The organism is Arthrobacter sp. TS-15 (assembly GCF_006964045.1).
Classification (GTDB): Bacteria; Actinomycetota; Actinomycetes; order Actinomycetales; family Micrococcaceae; genus Arthrobacter.
Genome location: NZ_SDXQ01000039.1, coordinates 80,830 through 102,733 on the forward strand (window position 1 = coordinate 80,830; position 21,904 = coordinate 102,733).

General features: G+C 62.5%; 18 protein-coding genes. 12 read left to right on the top strand and 6 right to left on the bottom strand.

The annotated features are described in order from the left end of the window. Nucleotides 1-12: 12 nt before the first annotated feature. Nucleotides 13-1,047: an AAA family ATPase gene (locus tag EU811_RS16200; RefSeq protein ID WP_142939357.1), complete on the bottom strand. Its 1,035-nt coding sequence runs from the start codon at nt 1,045-1,047 to the stop codon at nt 13-15. A gap of 124 nt (nt 1,048-1,171) precedes the next feature. On the opposite strand from EU811_RS16200, the gene EU811_RS16205 reads away from it, so the two are divergent. The 3 genes from EU811_RS16205 (at nt 1,172) to mtr (ending at nt 4,896) form a co-directional block, all read left to right on the top strand. After that, nucleotides 1,172-2,371, top strand: coding sequence for a pyridoxal phosphate-dependent aminotransferase (locus tag EU811_RS16205; RefSeq protein ID WP_142939358.1), 1,200 nt, complete (start codon nt 1,172-1,174; stop codon nt 2,369-2,371). Next, nucleotides 2,368-3,327: a 2-hydroxyacid dehydrogenase gene (locus tag EU811_RS16210; protein ID WP_142939359.1), complete on the top strand. Its 960-nt coding sequence runs from the start codon at nt 2,368-2,370 to the stop codon at nt 3,325-3,327. Before EU811_RS16205 ends, EU811_RS16210 begins: the two co-directional genes overlap by 4 nt. Before the next feature lie 159 nt (nt 3,328-3,486). Then, entirely contained in the window at nt 3,487-4,896 is a 1,410-nt protein-coding gene (gene mtr, locus EU811_RS16215) for a mycothione reductase (protein WP_142939360.1), read from the top strand. Between the two features lie 47 nt (nt 4,897-4,943). On the opposite strand, the gene EU811_RS16220 is transcribed toward mtr, so the two are convergent. Together EU811_RS16220 and EU811_RS16225 are read right to left on the bottom strand one after the other, a co-directional pair. Further along, nucleotides 4,944-6,104 (bottom strand): fatty acid desaturase family protein, encoded by a 1,161-nt coding sequence (locus EU811_RS16220; protein WP_142939361.1) that lies wholly within the window; start codon nt 6,102-6,104, stop codon nt 4,944-4,946. A 13-nt stretch (nt 6,105-6,117) separates the two neighbouring features. Beyond that, nucleotides 6,118-7,218, bottom strand: a complete 1,101-nt coding sequence (locus tag EU811_RS16225; RefSeq protein ID WP_142939362.1) for a ferredoxin reductase — start codon at nt 7,216-7,218, stop codon at nt 6,118-6,120. 215 nt (nt 7,219-7,433) lie between these two features. Between EU811_RS16225 and EU811_RS16230 the strand changes: the two genes are divergently transcribed. The 4 genes from EU811_RS16230 to EU811_RS16245 all read left to right on the top strand — a co-directional run bounded on the left by EU811_RS16230 (nt 7,434) and on the right by EU811_RS16245 (nt 11,020). Then, the gene (locus EU811_RS16230) at nt 7,434-8,897 is read left to right on the top strand and encodes an MGDG synthase family glycosyltransferase (RefSeq protein WP_142939363.1); all 1,464 of its coding nucleotides are present in this window, start codon (nt 7,434-7,436) and stop codon (nt 8,895-8,897) included. A 90-nt stretch (nt 8,898-8,987) separates the two neighbouring features. Next, entirely contained in the window at nt 8,988-9,680 is a 693-nt protein-coding gene (locus tag EU811_RS16235) for a histidine phosphatase family protein (protein WP_142939364.1), read from the top strand. Between the two features lie 24 nt (nt 9,681-9,704). Beyond that, nucleotides 9,705-10,253: a DUF3090 domain-containing protein gene (locus EU811_RS16240; RefSeq protein WP_142939365.1), complete on the top strand. Its 549-nt coding sequence runs from the start codon at nt 9,705-9,707 to the stop codon at nt 10,251-10,253. Further along, a complete protein-coding gene (locus EU811_RS16245; protein WP_142939366.1) occupies nt 10,253-11,020 on the top strand; it encodes an SCO1664 family protein in 768 nt (255 codons plus the stop codon). Before EU811_RS16240 ends, EU811_RS16245 begins: the two co-directional genes overlap by 1 nt. Nucleotides 11,021-11,060: 40 nt before the next feature. Here EU811_RS16245 and EU811_RS16250 read toward each other — a convergent pair whose 3' ends face one another. Next, nucleotides 11,061-12,311, bottom strand: a complete 1,251-nt coding sequence (locus tag EU811_RS16250; protein WP_142939367.1) for an FAD-dependent oxidoreductase — start codon at nt 12,309-12,311, stop codon at nt 11,061-11,063. Beyond that, complete coding sequence (locus EU811_RS16255) at nt 12,304-13,608, bottom strand: MFS transporter (protein ID WP_142939368.1); 1,305 nt, start codon at nt 13,606-13,608, stop codon at nt 12,304-12,306. Before EU811_RS16255 ends, EU811_RS16250 begins: the two co-directional genes overlap by 8 nt. Nucleotides 13,609-13,689: 81 nt before the next feature. On the opposite strand from EU811_RS16255, the gene EU811_RS16260 reads away from it, so the two are divergent. From EU811_RS16260 to EU811_RS16275, 4 genes are all read left to right on the top strand, one after another. Then, nucleotides 13,690-14,499, top strand: coding sequence for an IclR family transcriptional regulator (locus EU811_RS16260; RefSeq protein ID WP_142939455.1), 810 nt, complete (start codon nt 13,690-13,692; stop codon nt 14,497-14,499). Nucleotides 14,500-14,688: 189 nt separating this feature from the next. Further along, entirely contained in the window at nt 14,689-15,816 is a 1,128-nt protein-coding gene (locus EU811_RS16265) for a cupin domain-containing protein (protein WP_142939369.1), read from the top strand. After that, on the top strand, nt 15,817-16,653 hold the full coding sequence (locus tag EU811_RS16270) for a fumarylacetoacetate hydrolase family protein (protein ID WP_142939370.1): 837 nt from the start codon (nt 15,817-15,819) through the stop codon (nt 16,651-16,653). After that, nucleotides 16,653-17,402 (top strand): maleylpyruvate isomerase family mycothiol-dependent enzyme, encoded by a 750-nt coding sequence (locus EU811_RS16275; protein ID WP_142939371.1) that lies wholly within the window; start codon nt 16,653-16,655, stop codon nt 17,400-17,402. The genes EU811_RS16270 and EU811_RS16275 overlap by 1 nt, the downstream gene beginning before the upstream one ends. Before the next feature lie 154 nt (nt 17,403-17,556). Here the strand turns inward: EU811_RS16275 and EU811_RS16280 are convergent, their stop codons facing one another. Then, nucleotides 17,557-20,490 (bottom strand): polysaccharide lyase family 8 super-sandwich domain-containing protein, encoded by a 2,934-nt coding sequence (locus tag EU811_RS16280; RefSeq protein ID WP_142939372.1) that lies wholly within the window; start codon nt 20,488-20,490, stop codon nt 17,557-17,559. A 291-nt stretch (nt 20,491-20,781) separates the two neighbouring features. Here EU811_RS16280 and EU811_RS16285 point away from each other — a divergent pair, with 291 nt between their 5' ends. Then, nucleotides 20,782-21,873, top strand: a complete 1,092-nt coding sequence (locus tag EU811_RS16285) for a substrate-binding domain-containing protein (protein ID WP_160147654.1) — start codon at nt 20,782-20,784, stop codon at nt 21,871-21,873. Nucleotides 21,874-21,904: the final 31 nt, after the last annotated feature.

Here is a 21,904-nt window from a genome sequence, read left to right on the forward strand (position 1 = left end):
GCCCGAAAACACTCAGACCAGCCAGCTCCACCAGCGCGACCGCTCCGGTTCCGGCGTCGGCTCTGGTTCCGGTTCTTCACCCAAAGCCAGCGCTGCCTCGACGAGGTCTACTCCGGTGAGGGTCATGACGGCCTCCCGATCGAGTGCATCCAGACTTTGAGCCTCATCAAGCGAGAGCCGCAGGGCCTGTCGGTTGAGTGCCTGCTCGAACAACGTGCGGGCAAAGCGTGCGTTACCGGAGTCCTCCCCGGCATGGAGCCCGGCAAGGATTCGACGCAGCATCTGGTCCGCACCGGGTTCCAAAATGTACTCGTGCTGGGCCAGCATACGGTGGAATATGGTCTGCAACTCATCAACGGAGTAGTTGGGGAACGTGATCTCCCGGGCGAAACGTGAACGGAGTCCGGGGTTGGAGAGCAGAAAAGCTTCCATCAGGCGCGGGTAGCCGGCCACAATCACCACAAGCCGATGGCGGTGATCCTCCATTCGCTTGAGCAAGACCTCGATTGCCTCGGGGCCGAAGTCCATTCGGCCATCTTCCGGTGCCAGCGCGTAGGCCTCGTCGATGAATAAGACACCATCGAGCGCTCGTCGGATCACGCGGTCCGTCTTGATGGCAGTCGCCCCAACATACTGCCCCACCAGGCCCGAGCGATCCACCTCAACCAAATGCCCTTTTTGCAATAAACCCACCGCGCGGTACATCTCGGCCAGGAGCCGGGCCACGGTGGTCTTGCCCGTCCCCGGGTTTCCCAAAAACACCAAATGCTGAGACGTGGCAACTTCCGGGAGGCCGTGAGCCTTACGGCGGGCCTGGACTTGGAGCAAGGCGACCAAGGCCCGCACCTGTTCCTTCACGGTCTCCAGGCCCACCAGCGAGTCCAGTTCGGACTGCACCTCCGAAAGTGGCCGGGCCGGCCCGGGCCTTGCGCCCGTGACATCACCTATTAGATCGTCCACGCGTTCCGAGCCGGACAACTTGAGCTGATTGGCCAAGTGGCCAATGGTCTCACGCAGGTCATCAAGCGGATTGCGGCTGGCTGCCATACATCCACTGTAGGGCAGAAGTGGCTGAAGGGTCCGGTATGCCTAAGTTACATCAAACGTTTCTGATATATTAGTTAAGTATTAGCGTCTGCGAAAGACCCTTACTCAACGAGGAGTACACAGCATGCAGCAACTCGCGCATCGACTCGACCGGCTTGGCACCGAAACCGCCTTTAGCGTCGCCCAAGCGGCAGCGGCTTGGAAGGCCAAAGGAAACCTGGTTTTCCCCTTCCACCTCGGCGACATCAACATCCCCACCGCCCCGCACATCATCGAAGCTATGACCAAAGCCATCGCTGACGGCTACACGGGCTACTGCCCCGGCCCCGGCATCCCTCAACTGCGCGAAGCCCTCGCCGAGGACCTCGGTTCACGCCGCGGCATCACCCTCTCCCCCGACAACGTCGTGGTGATGACCGGCGGTAAACCCGTCATCACCAAGTTCCTGCAGGCAGTCATGAACCCCGGGCAGGAAGTGCTCTACCCCAACCCTGGATTCCCGATCTACGAGTCTCAGATCGAATACCTCGGCGGCACGGCGGTACCGTACCGCTACCTCCCCACCAGCCAGGGCTTCTCGATTGACCTCGATCAGGTACGTGCCTCCATCACCCCGAACACCGTAGCGATCATCTACAACGATCTACAGAACCCCATCTCTGCAGAGTCCACCACGGCCGAACGCGAAGCCATCGCCCACATCGCACAAGAGCACAACCTCTGGGTGCTCTCCGACGAGGCCTACTTCGAAACCCGCTACGAGGGTGTCTCCAGCTCGATCGCATCCATCCCGGAAATGGCCGAGCGCACCGTCATCCTCTACACCTTCAGCAAGAAGTTCGCCATGACAGGTTCACGCCTAGGCTGCGCCGTCGCGCCTCTCGAGATCGCCAAAGTACTCAGCACCCTCAACACCAACGATGAATCCTGCACCACTCACTACGTACAGTGGGCGGGTATCGAAGCACTCCGCGGCACGCAGGAACCCGTCCAGCAGATGTTGGACGTCCTGCGTGAACGCCGGGATGCTGCCTGTGAGCTCGTGAACTCCGTCCCCGGGATGCACGTCGCAGTGCCGCAGTCCACGTTCTACCTGTTCCCGGACGTCACCGACGTCATGGAGAAGATGGAATACACGGCAGTGGGCGACTTTGCCAGCGACGCCCTCTACAAAACCGGAGTTTCCTTCTGTACCCGTGAGCACTTCGGCCGACGCCAACCCGGAGAAGAGCGGCAGTACATCCGGCTCGCCTACTCAGGCATCGACGTCGCTGACATCCGCGACGGCCTAGGCCGCCTCCGCGACTGGATCGTGACCGCATGAGCCGCGTCGTCGTCACGGGACGCATCCCCGACGCTGCCATTGAAAAGCTTCGCGCCGAACACGACGTCGATGCCTGGGCTGGTCCCCAGACCATCACCCGCGAAGAACTTCTGCGCCGCGTAGCCGGAGCCGATGCCATAGTGTCCCTGCTCACCGAGCGCGTCGATGCAGAACTGCTCGACGCCGCCGGCCCGCAGCTCAAGGTTGTGGCGAACGTCGCCGTCGGCTATGACAACATCGACGTGCCCGCCTGCACCGAACGAGGCGTCGTGGCCACCAACACGCCAGGCGTACTCATCGAGGCCACGGCCGACATCGCGTTCGGTCTCATCCTCATGGCAACCCGACGACTCGGCGAGGGCGAACGACTCATCCGCTCCGGCCAAGCTTGGAAGTGGGGCATGTTCTTCCTCCTCGGGTCCAGCCTGCAAGGCAAGACCCTCGGCATCGTAGGCATGGGCGGCATCGGGCAAGCAACCGCGCGCCGGGCCAAAGCCTTCGGCATGGAGATCGTCTACCAGTCCCGCAGCGAAATCGATGCTCAAATCGCCGCCGAACTGGACGCCCGACGCGTCGATCTCGACGAGCTGCTGGCCGTTGCCGACGTCGTCTCCCTGCACTGCCCCTACGGCCCCGCCACTCATCACCTGATCGGAGCCGAACAACTCGCTGCAATGAAGAATTCTGCATTCCTCATCAACACTGCGCGCGGACCCATCGTGAATGAAGATGCGCTGGCAACAGCCCTCCGAGAGGGTGTAATTGCCGGTGCCGGGCTCGACGTCTTCGAGAAAGAGCCAAGCGTTCACCCCGAACTTCTTGGGCTGGACAATGTTGCGCTCGTGCCACACCTCGGCTCAGCCACCGTGGAGACACGCACAGCCATGGCCATGCTCGCCGCTGATAACGCACTGGCAGTGTTGAGCGGAGAACAACCACCCGCGCCCATCGCATAGGGCGTCGGGGCCAACATAGATGTGGTCGCCAGTCAGTTCCGGTTAACCCGCCAGGGGTGTTCGAGCTTCGCGGACTCGCGAAGCTACCGGCCAAGGCTGCGCTAACCGTGAGGTTGGAGTTCAGTAGGGTTGGAAGAACCAAGAGCGAGGACAACCCTTATGAACACCCCTGCCAGCAAGACTGCCGTAGACCGGCACTACGACCTGGTGATCATCGGCACCGGGTCCGGGAATTCCATTCCCGGACCCGGGTTCGAGGACCAATCGATCGCGATCATCGAGAAGGCTTCCTTCGGCGGGACCTGCCTGAACGTAGGCTGCATCCCCACGAAGATGTACGTTCACACCGCCGACGTCGCACTGCAGACCGCGGAGTCCGGAAGGCTGGGCTTGGAGGCTGAGGTCAACTCCGTTGACTGGCCAGGCATGGTGAGCCGCATCTTCGGGAACCGGATCGATGCCATCTCCGCTGCCGGTGAAGAGTATCGCCGCGGACCGCAGACCCCAAACATCGACGTCTATGACCAGCACGCCGTTTTCGTTGGTGATCGTACGTTGCGAACCGGCCAAGGGGTCCACCAGCGAACCATCTCGGGCGACCGGATCGTCGTCGCGGCCGGCTCCCGACCCGTTATTCCCGGGGCCATCGCCGACTCCGGCGTGCGGTACCACACCAATGAGGACATCATGCGGATTCCGCAGCTGCCCAAATCCCTGGTGATCATTGGCGGAGGCTACATTGCCATGGAGTTCGCCCACGTCTTCGACGCCCTTGGCACGGACGTCACAATCATCGCCCGCTCCACGCTCCTGAAGAACCTCGATGAGGACCTTCACGATCGTTTCAACACCCTGGCCGCCAAACGCTTCGATGTCCGGTTCGGCAGGACCACCGTTGGCGCCGATCAGAGCGATGATGGTATTACCGTCAGGCTCGACGACGGCTCCACCGCCACCGGGGAGGTACTGCTGGTAGCAGCCGGGCGCACCCCCAACGGAGACCTGCTGGACCTACCTTCCGGCGGGATCGACATGACCAATGACGGGCGCATCAAGGTAGATGAGTACGGCCGGTCGAGCTCCGCCGACGGCGTGTGGGCTCTTGGCGACGTGTCCTCGCCCTACATGCTCAAGCATGTAGCCAACGCAGAGATGCGCGCCGTCCGCCACAATCTGTTGAACCCGGACAAGCTTCAGGAAATGCCTCACCGCCATGTCCCCGCCGCCGTTTTCACGCATCCCCAGATTGCCACGGTAGGCATGACCGAATCCCAAGCCCGCGAACACGGCCATAACGTCACCGTCAAAGTCCAGGACTACGGGGACGTGGCCTTTGGGTGGGCCCTGGAAGACACAACCGGCATCTGCAAGCTGATAGCCGATCAGGACACCGGCAAACTCCTCGGCGCCCACTACATGGGCCCACAAGCATCCACCCTGATCCAGCAAATGATCACTGTCCTGGCCTTCGACCTCGACGTACGTCAATTCGCCGCCCATCAATACTGGATTCACCCCGCGCTGCCCGAAGTCACCGAAAACGCCCTGCTTGGTCTCACCTTCAACTGACCAGAACACCACGTCACACGTCCGCGCACACCGAAGCTACGCAGACACTAACTCCTTGTGGGCAGGGCGAGCTTGAAAACTTTAGCCCACGCAGATCCCACCTGTTTCAGCAGCGGCCCCGTGGTGTACTTCAGACCGTAGCGACCGCAGATCTCACGGACCTTGGGTGCGATCTCGGCGTAACGGTTGGACGGCAGATCCGGGAAGAGGTGGTGCTCGATTTGATGCGACAGGTTTCCGGTCATCAGGTGCATGAACCGGGGCCCTGAGATGTTGGCCGATCCGATCATCTGACGTACGTACCAGTCGCCGCGGGTTTCACCTTCCACCATTTCCTCGGTGAACGTGTCGGTTCCCTCGGGAAAGTGGCCACAGAAAATGACAGCGTGGGCCCAGACATTACGGATAGCGTTGGCAGTCAGCGTGCCGTAGAGGGCTTGCTTCCCGGAGCCTGTAAGCATGGCCAAGGCAGGAGTGGCGGCGTAGTCCTTGGCGAACTGTTTGACCGCCTTTCGCCCCAGCGCTTTGAGGTCCTTGTTCATGGCCTCCTTGGATTTCAGGCCTTCTTTGTACTCGGGGATCTCCAAGTCGTAAATGGCTATGCCCCATTCGAAGACGGGCGCGAGCAAGGCGTTATACAGGGGATTGCCTAGGTTAAAAGGCTTCCATTCCTGATCGGGATCCATCCGCAGAAGGTTGTACCCGACGTCGCGATCCTTGCCCACCACGTTGGTCCAGCGGTGGTGAAGATCGTTATGAGTGTGCTGCCACGAGCGCGAGGGGGTAACGAAGTCCCATTCCCACGTGGTGGAGTGGATGTCCGGGTCTCTCATCCAATCCCACTGCCCGTGGAGGATGTTGTGGCCCAGTTCCATATTCTCCAGAATTTTAGCCACGCTGAGGAGCGTTGTGCCGGTGAACCAGGCTGCCTTGTTCCTACCCACCAGCAGCGCGGCACGACCGGAGATTTCCAACGCCCGTTGAACCTTAATCATGCGCCTGATGTAGGCGGCGTCGCTGGATCCGCGCTTGCCAAGGATTTCGTCACGGATGGCATCGAGCTCACGGCCCAGCTGGGCTACTTGTTCGTCGCTCAGGTGGGCTGCCGCAGGTGGCCGCACTGTCGGCCTGCCGGCCTCGGCAAGGGCACCGGGCCGGGTCTTGGGCCCGACGGCGGTGGCGGAGCTCTTGGCTGAAACTACTGACATGCGGTGGTACTCCTCAAATTCCGAGGTTGACGGGTCCGGCAGCTGCCGAGACGCACGTTTGGATGAGTTCCCCAGGTGCCCCGCGGACCTCACCGGTACGAAGATCGCGGACCCTTCCGGCGAGCAGCGGGGTGAGGCAGCTGTGACAAATGCCCATGCGACATCCGCTGGGCATCAGCAACCCTGCGTCCTCCCCGACGTCGAGAATGGGAACGTTGCCGCCTGCAAGGACCTCGCGGTCGGAAGCCTCAAATGTCACTATGCCACCTTCGCCTCCGTCCCCTCCCCGGAGTTCAGTGCTGAACCGCTCAATCGTCAGCGAACCCACTTCTTTTACACCCTTGGATTCGTTCGCGGAAGCAGCGGCACCGGCCAGCGCCGCCTGGTTCCACATGGCTTCCGCGTCATCTAGGAAGGACTCGGGGCCGCACGCATACGCCGCCCTGGCCCGCCAGTCCGGGCAAACCTCCTCCAACACGGCCGTGGACGTGAAGTTCATGCGGCCACGGCCTTCGGTGTGCCATTGGACAAGCCGGAAGTTAGGAAATTGATCAGCAAGTTCAGCCAGTTCCTCCCAGAAGATACTGTCGCCTTGCCCGCGGGAAGAGTGGATCAGCACAACGTTCGCATCGGGCCGGCTTGGGACAAGCGTCCGGATCATTGACATGACGGGCGTGATGCCGCTTCCCGCCGTGAGCATCAGGAGTGAACGGGGGTGCTCAGGGAGGACAAAGTCGCCCTGGGGTGGAGCCAAAAAGAGGACATCACCCACCTTCGTTTTGCGGACCAGAGTTCCTGACACGGATCCAACGTCAGTGACAGTAATAGCCGGGTCCTTGCCGGCCGGTGAACTCAGGGAATAGGACCGCCAATGGCGAACCCCGTTGAGCTCTACACCTATCCGCGCCCACTGACCGGCCAGGTGGGCATGCCAGCCGCGGCCGGGCCGAAAGAAAATAGTGGCCGATTGGGCCGTCTCATGGACAACCTCCGTGACCACCCCGCGCAACTGACGGGACGAAAAGACAGGGTTGAAAAGCGCCAGGACATCCTCCGGCGCAAGCGGGGTGGTCAAAACCGAGGCTATGCGGGCCAGTGGTCTGAAGCGGACGATGAGCTGCTCCTCGCAACGACAGAGAACAAGAATCCGACCACTTCGGCCGGAAGAGGCTTATGTGGCCCATGCCGGTTCAGTAGGACTGAGAGTATTATCATCACCGGATTCTGCGCAAACCGCCACTTGGAGACCCAACGCCTCCCTGAGGTCGAACCGACATCAAGCCACGGCCACCGGGTCATCAAGGGGATGCAGACTGCTAGCCTCACCTCATGCGCACAACGTCTGCACGAGACAAACGCACCGCCAGCGGACAGCGCGTACTAATCCTGACCGCTGGCGTGGGATCCGGGCATAACAGCGCCGCGGCGGCGGTGCAGCAAGCATGCGCCGCGCGCGCTGACATCGCCGAGGTGCAGGTGCTGGACGTGCTGCAGGTGAGCAGCGTCCTCTACCGCGCACTCTTGAGCCGGGGCTACTTCGTCCTCGTGGAAGGCCTGCCGTGGCTCGTCGAATGGGGCTACGACATCAGCAACCCGCCGTTCCGTCGCCGTGGCCCGATTGACCCCTGGACGCGGGTCAACGCCAGTCCGGTTGTTGGTGCGATCAAGCGGTTCCGGCCCACCGCGATTGTGTGCACACATTTCCTTCCGGCCCAGCTGTTGGCCGCACTGCTTCTCCGCGGCCTGATCGATGCGAAGACAGCTGTGGTCACCACCGATTACGACTTTCAAGGCTTGTGGCTCTCCGGGGCATTCCACAAGATCTTTGTGGCCCGGGAAGAAGGAAAGGTGGAGCTGATGGCGCTTGGTCTTCCTTCCGACCGTGTGACTGCCACGGGGATCCCCATCAAGAAACAGCTCAGTCCGGGGCCCGTACGCGATTCCAACAAGCCACCCATGCTGCTCATCTCTGCGGGTGCGACCGGTGGCGACTACGCTGTCTCGGTGGTTCGGCAGACACTGCATATGCGCTCAGCCTTCACGGCCACAGTGGTGTGCGGCCACAATGATGCGCTGCGGCAGCGCATCGGGGCACTCGTGGCGTCGGCCGGCGACCGCTACAGCGTTCTTGGCTTCACAGCGGAAATGCCGCAGCTGCTGCAGCGGGCGGACCTGTTCGTGGGCAAACCGGGCGGGCTGTCGGCGTCGGAATGCATGGCCGCGGGTCTCCCCATGGTCCTTGTGAACCCGATCCCTGGTCAGGAAGTACGCAACGGCGATTACCTCATGGAGCAGGGGGCAGCCGTACGCTGCAACACCGCCGCAACGATCGGCTGGAAGATCGACCAGGTACTGCGCGATCCCGGCCGGTTGCAGAAGATGCAGGCGGCGGCGCAGAGAACAGGCCGCCCTGACGCCGCAGCCGACGTACTAAGCGAGCTGCTGGGCGGGCCCTCCAGGCCGCTGGTAGTGACGCGCGCGGCACAAAGGACCATCCTTGCCGCCAGCGAGAACCGCTTTGTCGCAACCGACCTCACGGGACCTTCCTCTTTGGTGCGCTTGGTCGACCAGGCTTCGGGCAGCACGGTTGCGCTTCTTCAGGAAGAGGAGCTGCCGGATCTGCAGAAGCGATACTCGACGCCGGACGGAGACTTGGTGCTCCGGCCCGGCCGGGCGTCCCTGCTTCTCCGTTGGGAGCAACGGAGGTTACTCCGCGCGATGTTGAGGGGCGACGGTGGACTTCCTGTCCGTGTCGAAGGGCCGTTGGCGCCGTTCCGCGACCTCCATGGGTAACTGGCAAAACCCCATCGGTGGACCTGCCCACCAGCTGCTTCGCCGCTTCACCAGCTCTGTCCCCAAGCATCCGGTGGTTAGGCTTGGTCAATGGCAACAGTTATTCTTGTGCGGCACGGCCGCACCACGGCCAATGCAACTGGACTGCTGGCCGGGCGGGCCCTTGGTGTCGACCTGGACCAGGTGGGCCGCGAACAGGCGGCTCAGACAGCTGACCGGCTCGCGGCCGTCCCGGTAGTCGCGGTCGTATCGAGCCCCCTTGAGCGCTGCCAACAGACGGCCCGGCTCATCATCGACCGCCAGGCCGGCACGCCGTACGCTCCGGTCGACCCGGATCTCACCGAGTGCGATTATGGCCAATGGCAGGGCCGCTCCCTCAGCGACCTGGCCACCGAGACTTTGTGGCCGGTTGTGCAATCGCAACCAGCCGCCGTCGTGTTTCCCGGTGGTGAATCCATGGCGGCAATGCAGGCTCGTTCCGTGGCAGCGATTCGACGTCACGATGCGGCCTTCGAAGCCGAGCACGGGCCAGGTGCCGTATGGGTTGCCGTAAGTCATGGCGACGTTATCAAGTCGATCCTCGCCGACGCGCTCGGCATGCACCTTGACCTGTTTCAGCGAATCAACGTGGGCCCTGCCTCTGTTTCGATCGTGCGCTACGGCCCTAGCCGGCCGAGCGTATACGCGACCAACACAGACGCGGGTGATCTGTCATGGCTTACAAATATTGTCCCCGCCGGGGATGCGCCAGTGGGCGGCGGTGTGGGGCACAACGCTCTGTGAACCTTATGTGCCTAAAATACAGACATGCCTACACTTGTTCACGAGTTTGCCTGGCCTGATCGGGTCGTTGTTGGCACCATCGGCCTTCCCGGGTCGCGGACCTTCTACCTGCAGGTGCGTACGGGAAAGCAAATGGTGAGTGTTGCTTTGGAGAAGCAGCAGTCGGCTCTGCTCGCGGATAAGATCGACGAAATCCTCGATCAGCTCATCACCGTCCAAGGCAACCCGTTCAGCGTTCCCACAAGTACTCCCCCTGAACTTGTAGACAATGACCCTCTGGAAGCCGTTGAAGAACAGTTCCGCACAGGCGCCATGAGCTTGGGCTGGGATCCAACCACTGCGCAGGTTGTCATCGAGGCGTACCCCATCGCTGACCTCGATGACGACGACGAACCACGTGATGAGGACGGCTCCAACGCGGCCGAAATGTTGCTGGTGCGCATGCCCGTAGGCACCGCCCGCGCTTTCGCCAAACGCACCCGGGAGATCGTCGGGGCCGGACGACCCGCGTGCCCGCTGTGCGGTCTCCCCATGGACGCCGACGGGCACGTCTGCGCCCTTCCCGAGGCCTGATGCCCGCGCCGGAGCTCATGACCGCCGAGCTGACACTCACCGGCCGCATTACGACGGCGTCGAACGCTACCTTCCTGGGCAGCATCGCCGACGTCGACGTCGTCTACAAGCCCATAGCAGGCGAAAGCCCGCTATGGGATTTTCCGCACGGATGCCTGGCTCACCGCGAAGTAGCCGCCTACCTGGTCTCGCAGGTTTTCGACTGGGACATCGTGCCACGCACCTGGCTACGCGATGGTCCCCTGGGTGCTGGAATGGTGCAGCTCTGGCAGGAGCAAGACCCCACCCAGCGCGCAGTGAACCTGCTCGCGACGGAGCACGTACCGGAGACGGGATGGAAACACGTCCTCGAAGGACAGGATGAGAACGGACGGATGGTTTCCCTCGTTCACGAAGACTCGGCCGCGCTCAGGCGAATGGCTGTGTTCGATGCGGTGGTCAACAACGCCGACCGGAAAGGCGACCACATCCTCGCCATGACGGACGGCGTCCGGCACGGCGTGGACCATGGACTGACCTTCCACCAGGACCACAAGCTGCGCACGGTGCTGTGGGGCTGGCTGGGCGATGCTCTTACGGACGAGGAACTCGAAGGCATCGATCGTGTGACCGAAGGACTGCAAGGTGGGCTCGGCCGGGACCTGGCCGACTTGCTCAGCGCCGAAGAAATCGCATCGCTCACCACTCGGTGCGAGCGGTTGCGCGCGGCAGGGCGCTTTCCGGCTCCGAGCGGGGAGATGCCGGCCGTGCCCTGGCCCCTGTTTTAGGGAACCAGGTCCGGCTGGCCCCCTCAACAAACGCCCAACATCAGGCAGGCTGCTTGCTGGTTACCAAGGCCGCCTCCAGTGCAGGCACGCCTTGGCCCGCCGCCTCATACAGCCAATCGTTGTACTGGAAGTCGTTGTCCTTGCGGCTCTTGAACAGCAAGTTGCGCAGTGTCCGCGCGAGGCCGGAAACGTGCCAGGACTCGCCCCAGACGCGGGCGGTGCGCTGGACCCGGGCTGTCCTGGTGGCGCGGGCGGAATTGAACGCGGCAAGCGCTTCATCCCACGCGGCCGGGTTGACGCCGTCAGCGGTGAAGACGGTGCCTGCGGTGACGTCTTGCAGCACGGCGGCGTCTTCGAGGGCCTGGCAGGCACCTTGGGCAAGGTACTGGAGCATGGGGTGGGCGGCGTCGCCCATCAGAACCATACGGCCGGCGACCCAGTTTTCAATGGGGTCGCGATCGTACATGGGCCAGCGGATGCCCGTGCCGAGGTTCGCAAGAGCCGCCTGCACCGCCGGAACACAGTCCTGGTAGGCGGCCTGCAGCTCGTCCACTCCGCCGTATTGTTCTTCACCGCGCTCGAAGGACGGCGATTTGAAAACGGCCACAGTGTTCAGCAGCTCCCCCTTGCGCAGGGGGTACTGCACCAGGTGACAGTCCGGGCCGAGATAAACCACGACGTCTTCGAGGTCCGCAGCAGGGGTTTCCGACGTAATGGGCACGGTTCCCCTGTATGCCACGTAAGCGGAGGAAACGGGTTCATCCGAGGCCACCAGCGGGCGCAGCGTGGACTTCAATCCGTCGGCAGCGATCACCACATCGGCTTCATAGTCCACACCCGACTCGGTGTGCACTACTCCCCTGCCGTTCACCGTTTCCACGCCGTTCACCATGACATCGTTGATGAGCTTCACCCCGGCAGCTTCACAGCCTTCAAGGAGAACCCGGTGCAGATCGCTGCGGTGGATCACCACGTACGGTGCGCCGTACCGGTCCTTGAACTCCCCCTGAAGCGACTGCCTCGTCAGCTCTTCTCCGGTAACAGCATCCCGGAACACCAAGTGCTTGGGCTGGACACCGATTTCCAGTGCCTTCTCCAGCAAGCCCCAGCGCTTTAGGACACGGGATGCATTCGGTGCCATTTGCAGGCCGGCGCCTACCTCGCCGAACTCGGGCGCCCGCTCTACCAGCGTGACGTTGGCGCCGTTTTCGCGGAGGGCCAGGGCGCCTGCAAGGCCGGCCATGCCTCCTCCCACAACCAGGACGTCAGTGGAATTGAGGTACTCAGACATTGTGTGCTCCTTGGGAGATGGTGAGTTTGATTTTGAGTCCGATGCCGGCCAGGAGGACCGCGGCAATCGCTGCGGCTCCGGCAAACGCGAGGAAGTTTGAGTTGACGCCCATTCCGGCTGCCAGAAGGAGGCCACCCACTTGGGGTGCGATGACAGCCCCGATCCGGCCTGTGCCCAACGCCCAGCCAAGCGCTGTCCCCCGCAGGTAGTCGGGATAGTGGCTGGCCACCGCGGCGATGATGAGGCACTGGGTGCCATGGGTTCCGACGCCGGCAAGCACCAGTGCGGCATAGACGACGCTAACGGGCGGGCTGGCCAGGAGAACGGCCAGTCCGACGGCGGCGACGGCGGCTGCCGTTATGGCCGTCGGAATCGGCCCGAAGCGTGTGCCCGCCCATGCCGTGATGACCGATCCGGCAACGGCACCGAGGTTCAGTGCCAGCGCAAAGGTGAGAGCCGATCCCAGGTTGTAGCCCGCCAACTGCATCAGATTGGGCAGCCACGTGCCCAAACCATACCAGGCGAACAAGGTGGCGATGGTGGCGAGGGCAAAGAGCATGCTGACACCCAGGTAAGGGGCGCGGAGCAGAGTACCGAAACCAGAGGAGTTCTTGGACTTAGTACGCTTCATCGAGCCCGGCGTCAGCGTCTCCGGGATGTACTTCAAGCCCAGCGGCACCACGATCACCAGCGCCAGGACAGCCACCAGGAACATCACCTCCCACCCGAAAGCGGGGATCAGGGGAATTCCCACCAGCGCGGCCAGAGAGCCGCCGATCGGGACGCCGGACATCATGAGCGTGGCGATGGTGGAGCGCCATTTTGTGGGGACCAACTCCGCCACCAAGGCATTGGCCGACGGCACCAGCCCGCCAAGCCCGACGCCGGCCAGGAGGCGAAGGGCACCAAAGACCGCCGCATTGGGAGCAAACGCACACAGGATGGTGAAGATCGAAAAGACGATCGCGCACCCGAGGATTGTCTTGCGCCGTCCCCAGGAGTCGGCCATCCGGCCTGCAAAGATCGCTCCGATCATCATGCCGAGGAATGCCATGGACCCAATGGTCCCGGCGGTGGCTTTGGTCAGGCCCCAGCCGGTCTCGGAGATCAGGGAGGCCTGGACGGTGCCGTAGACAATGAGGTCGTAGCCGTCGAAAACCACCAGAAGCCAGCACACCAGGACGGCTAGTGCCGAGCCTTTGGAAAACCGCGGACCGGCCTCAGTGCTGGGAACAGCAGCGGCGACGATTCTGGAGGATGCCTCTTGCGACGCTGCAGCGGGAAGTGAGTGATTCATCCCACCACTTTCGGATGGGTCAGGCAAACAAGGCCATAGAATTCTGTTGTGCAGAACAACTCAGCCTCGAAGCAGCGCGGGATGCCGGCCCAGAACCGGAAACCTGTCCAGAAACGGCCCACGTACTCCATCGAGGCTGTGGACAATGCTTTACAGCTCCTCCAGCTTCTTCGCGACGGCGGTGCCCTTCGACTCAAGGACGCAGCAGCCGAGCTGGGTGTTGCACCTTCTACTGCCCACAGGCTTCTGGCAATGCTCGTGTATCGCGGCTTCGCCGTCCAGGACGAAAACCGCCGGTACGTCCCCGGGCCGGCCATGGGCGTGGGCCCGGCAGGACTGAGCTGGACCCGGCTCCTGAGGGACCTGGCACAGCCTCACATGGAGCTCTTGTCTTCGCGGCTCGATGAGACAGTTAACTTGATGGTGCGCGTGGGCACGAAAGTGAGGTTCCTCGCTACCGTGGAAGGCAGCAACGTCCTGCGCATCGGTGACCGGCAAGGAACCGTGATGCCTGCCAACAGAACATCAGGTGGCAAGGTGATGCTGGCAGAACTGGAACCTGGCATGATCGAGCAACTGTTCCGAAGCCAGAATGCCGAAATCGGCGGCGACACCATTCCCGACGCCGAGTATCCGGCGTTTCTGCGGGAGCTGGACACTATCCGCGGCAACGGATTCGCGGCCAACTTCGAGGGCACGGAGGAAGGCGTTAGCGCACTCGGGATGGCACTCCACAACCGGCATGGGCACGTGGTTGGCGCGCTCAGCGTCGCCACGCCTGCCACCCGGTTCCGTAAAGTGTTCGACGCCGGATTGGTCGCCGCCCTGCGCGAGACCTGCCGACAACTTGAAGTGGACATCGCGGCTAACCCGGCCGACGGAGCCGAATAGGATCCACAACGCGACCACCCCCGCGTTGCGAGGCCCGATCTGCGCCTAAAACGAGCTCCATTCCCCGCAGAGCGGGCCCCGCAACGCGCTTAGTTATTCTGCACAGCAGAAACTTCTCTGATTCCCGCCCGGGCCCTCCGTAGGGTCGAACTACGCCAACACCGTTCTGACCCTATCGAGGAGGCCCCCGTGTCCATCAGCGCCGAGAACACGACTCATGAATCAGTGGCCGCCAGCCACGCCTTGCCTGAGCCCACACCGGAGGAAGCTGCCCAGTTGGAGCAGTTGTATAAGGACTTCGCTGCCGGGAACATGGTTCCGTTATGGACGGAGATCGGCGATCTGATGCCGATGGTTCCTACGCCGAAGGCTGTGCCCCACGTATGGCGGTGGAACGACCTGTATCCACTGGCCGCACGTGCGGGTGATCTGGTTCCCGTGGGCCGCGGTGGAGAACGGCGGGCCATAGCGCTGGCGAACCCCGGCCTCGCCGGCACCCCATATGCCACGCCGACGTTGTGGGCCGCGATCCAGTACCTGGGCGCCCATGAGGTTGCTCCGGAGCACCGCCATTCGCAGAACGCGTTCCGTTTCGTCGTCGAGGGCGAGGGTGTGTGGACTGTGGTGAACGGGGATCCGGTGGCGATGCGTCGCGGCGATTTCCTGCTCACCCCGGGCTGGAACTTCCACGGCCACCACAATGACACCGATCAACCCATGGCGTGGATCGATGGCCTGGACATACCGTTCGTACACTACGCCGATGCCGGGTTCTTTGAGTTCGGCACCGAACGTGTCACCGACGAAGCCACACCGGACCTTTCCCGCTCCGAACGTCTCTGGGCCCACCCCGGCCTCCGGCCCCTGTCCGGGCTGGATGACACCACCAACTCCCCCATCGCTGCCTATCGCTGGGAACACACCGACGCCGCTCTGCGTGAGCAGCTGTTGCTGGAGGACGAGGGCCACCCGGCCACGGTGTCCCAGGGCCACGCCGCCATCCGGTACTCAAACCCCACCACCGGCGGGGACGTCATGCCCACCATCCGGGCCGAGTTCCACCGCCTCCGCGCCGGAGCCACCACCGAGCCGCTCCGCGAGGTCGGATCCAGCGTCTGGCAGGTCTTTGAGGGCACCGGCACCGTGGTGTTGAACGGCGAGACCAAGCAGCTGGCCAAGGGCGACCTTTTCGTGGTCCCTTCCTGGCAGGAGTGGTCCTTGCAGTCCGAAACAGAGTTTGATCTGTTCCGCTTCAGTGACGCCCCCATCTTTGAACGACTGAACTTCAACCGCAGCTACACCGAAGGACGCAAGTAAATGAGACTCCTCACCCTCCGCACCGAAAACGCCGCCGGCAAAGGCACCGTGGCCGTCCGCCAGGACGGCGACACCCTCACGGAGATCACCGGCTTCGCCGACGTCGGCGCGCTGCTGCAGGATCCCGCTTGGGCAACCACTGCTGCGGCGGCCAGCGGCGCAACGCACGCGCTCGACGGCGCCGACCTCGCCGCCGTCGTGCCCGCACCCGGGAAGATCATCTGCGTCGGCCACAACTACCGCAACCACATCAAGGAAATGGGCCGGGAAATCCCGGAGCACCCCACCTTGTTTGCGAAGTACACCGAATCGCTGATCGGCCCGAACGATGACCTGGCGCTGCCGCAGGAATCGGACACCGTGGACTGGGAAGCCGAACTCGCCGTGATCATTGGCAAGAAGGGCCGCCGCATCGCCGAGGCCGACGCCGCGGACCACATTGCCGGGTACTCGGTCTTGAACGACGTCTCCATGCGCGACTACCAGTTCCGCACCATCCAGTGGCTGCAGGGCAAAACGTGGGAGAACTCCACGCCGTTCGGCCCGGCCCTGGTCACCAAGGACGAGTTCACCGCCGGCCCACTCATGACCTCGGCCGTGGACGGCGAGATCCAGCAGTCCACCCCCACCGGCGACCTCGTGTTCACCCCCGAATTCCTGGTCTCCTACATCTCCACCATCATCACCCTGAACCCGGGCGACGTGATCGCCACTGGCACCCCCGGCGGAGTGGGCCATGCCCAGGACCCCAAGCGGTACCTGCAGGAAGGCCAGCTCCTGGTCACCACCATCGAGGGCCTGGGCCAGCTAAACAACCGAGTGGTCAAGGAAGCCTGATGGTCGCCCGCCACGATCTCGCCACCGATCCGCGCTTGCAGGAAGATCTCCTGCAGGCGCGGCGGGGCACCGCCTTCTTCGCCCGCAAACTGAACGAACTCTCCGATGCAGAACTCGACGGCGGCACCCTCCTTCCGGACTGGACCCGCCGCCATGTGGTGGCGCACGTGGGATACAACGCCCGCGCGATCGCGCGCTTGGTGGAGTGGGCTGCCACAGGGGTGGAGACGCCCATGTACCCCTCCGCCGAGGCACGGAACCACGAGATCGATTTCGGCGCGACCCTATCCCCGATTGCACTGCGGAACCTGTTCGACCATTCCGCGGTGCACCTGTCCGTGGAATGGCGCGACCTGCCCGACTTGAACTGGGAAAACGAGGTCCGCACCGCCCAAGGCAGAACAGCCCCCGCCTCCGAAACCGTATGGATGCGCACCCGCGAAGTCTGGACCCACGCTGTGGACCTGGACAACGGAGCCACCTTCAACGACATCCCCGCCCCGGTCCTCGAACGTTTGCTCAAAGACATCACCGGCGCATGGAAAACCCGCGGTACCGACACCGGACTCCTCATCACAGTAGATGACACGGAGTTGACGTTCGGCGACACTGCCGCCGCAGACCCGACGCTCATCACCGGCACCCTGCCCGCCGTCGTCGAATGGGCCACCGGCCGCGGCTCCAACGGCGTCAATGCCGACGGGCCACTCACCCAAGGAACGACGCCAGCTGCCCCGAAGTGGATTTAGCCGCGGCCGATGCCATTAGTAGCCACAAACCCCCGATGCTACTCATAAATCAGGATGAGGTATGCCTATTGGACAGATAAGCAGTCAGGGCTTCACACCCGGCCGAACGTAGTCAACAGGGACCCTGACATCCCGCCCGGTCCCGGGAGCTAGGTCATTTGGTGATCAACTGGAGTTGAGGCGGCTGCATCCCGAGTCTGGTATCGAGCACGGCCGCCAGTCCCACCGCCCCCAACGGCTCATAGACTGCGAGGGAAACGGCTCCCGATGCTGCTGCAACGGCGCTGGTCACATCGAGCGCAACCCAGTCCCTGGCGGTGCCCAGGAGACCGCTGCTGAGGGCGGCACCGAGTGCTGGCGCATTGTTCCAGGTGACCGTTGACTCGGACCACGGGGCCGCGCCCTGTGCGAATGCCTGGAGGGTGGTCTGAACTCCAGCCGAGTCCTGCACGTTGCCGTGTACCCAGAGCACAGCACGCTGTACGGTGCCTGTGATTCCGGTCAGGTCAAATTTGGTCAGGGATCGGCGGGTGTAACCGCTGGCAGTCGAGTTGGTGTTCTTCACAACCATTGTGCTGAGGCCGCCGTAGTTGGTGCCCGCGTACGACCCGTCGCGGATGTAGGCGGTAGCCGTGGGGGCCAGCTGAATGGCTGTTGTGGGAATGATCGTTGTCCCGGTACTGGAAAGGCTTATTGTGCGGCTAGCACCAAGCGTTCCACCAACTTCTGCCAGCAATACGACTTTGCCCGTGGCGGTCAATGCGGTGATGCCTATTGGCGCGCCAGCAACCTTCGTGTAGGCGGTGCTTGCAATCGTGACCTGTACTGTTGTGGTGGTCCGGGTCGGATCGGAGATATGGACCACCATCGCTCCATTTTGCTCGCGGATCAGCACCGAACAGGGTTTGTCCACTGTGATCGGTCCGGCCGTGCCGGCGGCGAAGAAGTTTGCCATCGTCAGGCCAAGGAGCGGCACCTTGATCGCCTGCACTGTCGCCGTGTTGGACAGTACAGTTACGTTTGGCGTTGTTGCACGCGCCGCCGCCTGCGCCGCCGTTGCCCCTGGCATGAGTTGGTAGCAATAACTCGCTCCCGATGGGTTGGTGCCGTGCTCGAAGGACATTGTCACGTAATTGCGGGTGAGCGGCGTGGTGGCGCCGCCGGTGTTGATGTCGGACCATTTGCCGCTGCGGGCAGTCCGCTTTGCTGTGACCGAACCGCCCTGTGGGAAAACCCAAGAACCCACGCCACTGGCCGTCATGTATTGCGGGTCAGTAAACGTGTCGACCCAGCCGAGGTTCGTCGGTTGTGTTGTGCCGTTGACCGAAAAGGTGAAGGTGTTCGTAGCACCCATATTTCTGTTATCGATCGTGGTGCGGACGCCTGCACCGTCGCTGCCCGTGATTCCAGCCCCTAGGCAGAAAATCGAATCGTCCAGGCAGAACCACGACTTTTTCCCGGCAAGAGTCGACTGAAGGCCGCGGACGTCCTGACCGAGGACGGCGAACGACCCATCGGTTGTCCCACCTGCCCACGCCGCGTTCGGACGGTCCTTGCCCCACGCCTGACCTGCACCATCTGCTAGTGCCTTCGTGGAGACGGTCGTTCCGGGGAGGGAATATGGGTCGACGGTAGGCCAAAATTCATCGGAGAACTGCCCATTACTGTGATTATCGCCCCACCAATAGAGCATGCCGCTGTTGGTATGCCAGCCGCGTAGATTCTCGCCGTTGCCATATTCATAGAAACCGGTCCTTGTTGAGCACATGCTGATGGCTGCCGCCCACGTGGCGCGACGGTGCACGGCGCGGTCCATACCGAATAGTCGGTGTTCGACGGGTTCAGCCGAAGCCGTGATGCTTGAGTCGCTCAAGAGCGCCTGTGCACGTGCCAGCTCGGGAATTTCCAGGTTAGTGTCGTTCAGCAACGGCTCATAATATTCGCGCTCCAGCCACCCTTTGACCATGGCTTTCCACGCCGCCGCCTGCGCCGCGGGCACTGCTCCGGTGTGTGCCAGCCGCAGGATGTGGGAAACGAGGAGATGGCCTCGTGCGTGGTCGCTGGAGCGGCCCAAACCGTTGGCTCGAAGGCCCCTGCTGCTTCCACGTCCGCACACGCCGTCCATGACCAGACCGTTAAATATGAAGGGTGCGTACGCGTCAGTAACCGAGTCGTAGAAGTTTTGTGCCTGGGGGTCAGTGATCATCCATGGTGTACCCGCCAGCAGCGCTGTCAGCCTGCTGAGGTTGTTGAGCAGCACTTCACCGTAGGTTCCGGTGTACGGAATCCACGTGTGCTGCACGAAGCTTCCATCGGCGTAAAGTCCATCGCCGGCGAGCACGTACGGGAAGATTGGTGAAAGTCCGGCCTGCGCGACCGCGATAGGGGTGGGGTCCTTGGCAAGTACTCCTCGCAGCGCCAGTACCTTGCAGAGATCCGCACGATTCGCCCCGGTACTGTTTCCGGTGTAACTCGACACCACCGCTGCCGGGACGAAGTGATCAATTGCGGCGCAGTAGTTCGCGATCTGGGCCCCTGTCAGTTGTCCGTACATCAGCAGGACCGTGTCCAGCATGTTAGATGGTGCCCCGATTTGCCAATCCCACCAGTTGTTGAAGGTGGCGGTGGTCGGTGAGTACGCGTTTGTGTGCATCCAATCCAGCCCGGCTGCGATGCTTGCTGCCAATGAGGGGTCGCCAGTTATTCCACTGCCCTGTTGACCGTAGGCAAGCGCCATGGTTCGCAGCCGCTTATAGCAGGCCGTGACGTTGGCAGAGACCGAACCAACGGGCAGATCAGGCCACAGAGCTGCTCCGCCGGCGGTCATGGAGTTGCGATAGGCTGCCGCGTCGCTGCCCAGCGTTGCCAGCGCTGTGGAAAACGGGGCCGCAGCAGGGTTGAATCCGTTTCCCGTCAGGTTAGCGACCCACGTTGCCCGCATAGCATCATAGGTGTCGCCGGCCCACGCGCTTTGAGGCCGCATGACAGAGCCGATGGCCGCCAGTGCGGCCGCAGCACCTGACAAACGTAAAACGCCCCGCCTGCTGATTCCGGGCATGGCCAGCGTGAATGGATCCTCACGATTCATCTGTCCTCCTTGACAGTACTGCGCACTACACGGCCTGGTCTCAGGCCGAGGTAGGAACAAGCAGTACACCGGTGCGATGAGGAGATCCGGAAAACGATCACACTCGCACAGCCGAGAAAACTCCCGCGACGAGACTGAAAAGTAATGTCTGCAGCCTTGTTTCAAGGAAAGGTCGTAGGACAAGCCCTCAACTCACTAGTTACTCCAGGGTTGCAGGTGGGCCGACGTCGAGACTTGATTGAGCTTGATGGATTGTTGACTCGAACACGATCAAACAGCAAGACTGGGCTGATGTTCCAGGAAACAAGGCAGGCGGCCATACTCCGCGAGATTGAGATCAGGGGTGAAATCAAGGTCACCGAGTATGCCCGGAGGACAGGACTGTCGCCGATGACAATTCGCAGGGATCTGGCGTCACTCAGGGAAAAGGGCCTGGTCGATCGCATCCATGGCGGAGCCATCTCCCCTGGAACGGCCGCACTGCAGCCGGATGTCGGGAACAAGAGGAAGATTTCCATCGCGACCATCGGGATGATTGTGCCGGCCTCTACATACTATTTCCCTGCGATCATCCGCGGAGCCGAGGCCGCAGCCTCGGAGAGAGGCGTCCGCCTTATCCTGGGAGTCTCCGACTATTCGCAGGAAGAGGAGTGCCGTCAGATACAACGGATGCTCTCCAATGATTTTGATGGCTTGATCGTGACCCCGAGCGATTCGTTCGAGCCGGGGTCCTTGACCTACAAAATGCTCGGGGAAGTGGATATCCCCGTAGTCATCATGGAACGACTCTTGGACGGCGCATCAGCGCAGACTCCCTTCCAAGCCGTTCGGACCGACCACGCCCATGGGGCTGAAATCAGTGTCCGTCACTTGCTCGCCCTCGGGCATCGCCGGCTGGCCTTGGCCACCAGGCCGAGCCCTACCGAGCCACTTGTGCACCAAGGGTTTGAACGCGCACTCCGAGCGGCCGCGACCGGAACGGCACGTTATGTTCACGGACGGATAGCGCCAACTGGTGACGGTCTCGCGGCCGTCCGCGGGTCCCTAGAGCACTTCTTGAAACGTTGCGTTGATGAGCGCGTCACCGCCGCCCTCGTCCTGCCCGATGAGGCAGCAGTGACACTGATGGAACTGACCCAGGATTCGAGTTTGGAGCTTCCAGAGGGGTTCACGATCGTCGCTTATGACGACGAGATTGCTTCCCTGGCGCCGGTTCCGTTAACGGCCGTGGCTCCTCCGAAGTGGCAAGTCGGTTATACGGCCTTGAAGATGTGTTTCGATGACATCTCCTCGTCCACCGCAGTCCCACGTCCTGCGCGGGTAAGGGCAGCCCTCCTACCTGAACTGATTGTTAGGGAGTCCAGCCTTCTGCAGAATGGTTGATTATGTGCGATTGACCGCCTAAGTCTTGTTT

Bases quoted from the DNA above. Each gene is read 5' to 3' on its own strand.
- EU811_RS16200 (WP_142939357.1), bottom strand. From the start codon at position 1,047: ATGGCAGCCAGCCGCAATCCGCTTGATGACCTGCGTGAGACCATTGGC.
- EU811_RS16205 (WP_142939358.1), top strand. From the start codon at position 1,172: ATGCAGCAACTCGCGCATCGACTCGACCGGCTTGGCACCGAAACCGCC.
- EU811_RS16210 (WP_142939359.1), top strand. From the start codon at position 2,368: ATGAGCCGCGTCGTCGTCACGGGACGCATCCCCGACGCTGCCATTGAA.
- mtr (WP_142939360.1), top strand. From the start codon at position 3,487: ATGAACACCCCTGCCAGCAAGACTGCCGTAGACCGGCACTACGACCTG.
- EU811_RS16220 (WP_142939361.1), bottom strand. From the start codon at position 6,104: ATGTCAGTAGTTTCAGCCAAGAGCTCCGCCACCGCCGTCGGGCCCAAG.
- EU811_RS16230 (WP_142939363.1), top strand. From the start codon at position 7,434: ATGCGCACAACGTCTGCACGAGACAAACGCACCGCCAGCGGACAGCGC.
- EU811_RS16235 (WP_142939364.1), top strand. From the start codon at position 8,988: ATGGCAACAGTTATTCTTGTGCGGCACGGCCGCACCACGGCCAATGCA.
- EU811_RS16240 (WP_142939365.1), top strand. From the start codon at position 9,705: ATGCCTACACTTGTTCACGAGTTTGCCTGGCCTGATCGGGTCGTTGTT.
- EU811_RS16245 (WP_142939366.1), top strand. From the start codon at position 10,253: ATGCCCGCGCCGGAGCTCATGACCGCCGAGCTGACACTCACCGGCCGC.
- EU811_RS16250 (WP_142939367.1), bottom strand. From the start codon at position 12,311: ATGTCTGAGTACCTCAATTCCACTGACGTCCTGGTTGTGGGAGGAGGC.
- EU811_RS16255 (WP_142939368.1), bottom strand. From the start codon at position 13,608: ATGAATCACTCACTTCCCGCTGCAGCGTCGCAAGAGGCATCCTCCAGA.
- EU811_RS16260 (WP_142939455.1), top strand. From the start codon at position 13,690: ATGCCGGCCCAGAACCGGAAACCTGTCCAGAAACGGCCCACGTACTCC.
- EU811_RS16270 (WP_142939370.1), top strand. From the start codon at position 15,817: ATGAGACTCCTCACCCTCCGCACCGAAAACGCCGCCGGCAAAGGCACC.
- EU811_RS16275 (WP_142939371.1), top strand. From the start codon at position 16,653: ATGGTCGCCCGCCACGATCTCGCCACCGATCCGCGCTTGCAGGAAGAT.
- EU811_RS16280 (WP_142939372.1), bottom strand. From the start codon at position 20,490: ATGAATCGTGAGGATCCATTCACGCTGGCCATGCCCGGAATCAGCAGG.
- EU811_RS16285 (WP_160147654.1), top strand. From the start codon at position 20,782: ATGTTCCAGGAAACAAGGCAGGCGGCCATACTCCGCGAGATTGAGATC.